Origin of the sequence: Halalkalibacter lacteus (genome assembly GCF_036663595.1) — a bacterium.
Taxonomy (GTDB): Bacteria; Bacillota; Bacilli; order Bacillales; family Bacillaceae_D; genus Halalkalibacter; species Halalkalibacter lacteus.
Map to the genome: position 1 here is coordinate 1 of NZ_JAWRVL010000494.1, position 231 is coordinate 231.

The 231-nt window shown below is 39.8% G+C and carries 1 protein-coding gene; it reads right to left on the reverse strand.

Going from position 1 to position 231, the window contains the following annotated elements:
- The coding region (locus tag SAZ04_RS23140) for a hypothetical protein (protein WP_332700174.1) at window positions 1–231 on the reverse strand (231 nt) is incomplete at both ends.

A 231-nucleotide genomic window follows, 5' to 3' on the forward strand; every position in this document is an offset into this window, starting at 1 on the left:
GCCCCCATTAATGATGATCCGATTTGTGTAGCCAGTCTGATACGCTGAGCTTCTCCACCAGAAAGTGTGCCAGCCGCACGAGAAAGTGATAGATAGTCAAGTCCTACGTTAATTAAAAAGCCTAGCCTTTCTTCAATTTCTCGTAAAATCATCTTAGCAATGGCCATTTCTTTATTAGTTAAGCTGAGATTCTCAATAAATGCTTTCGCTTCAGTAATTGAAAGATTCGTT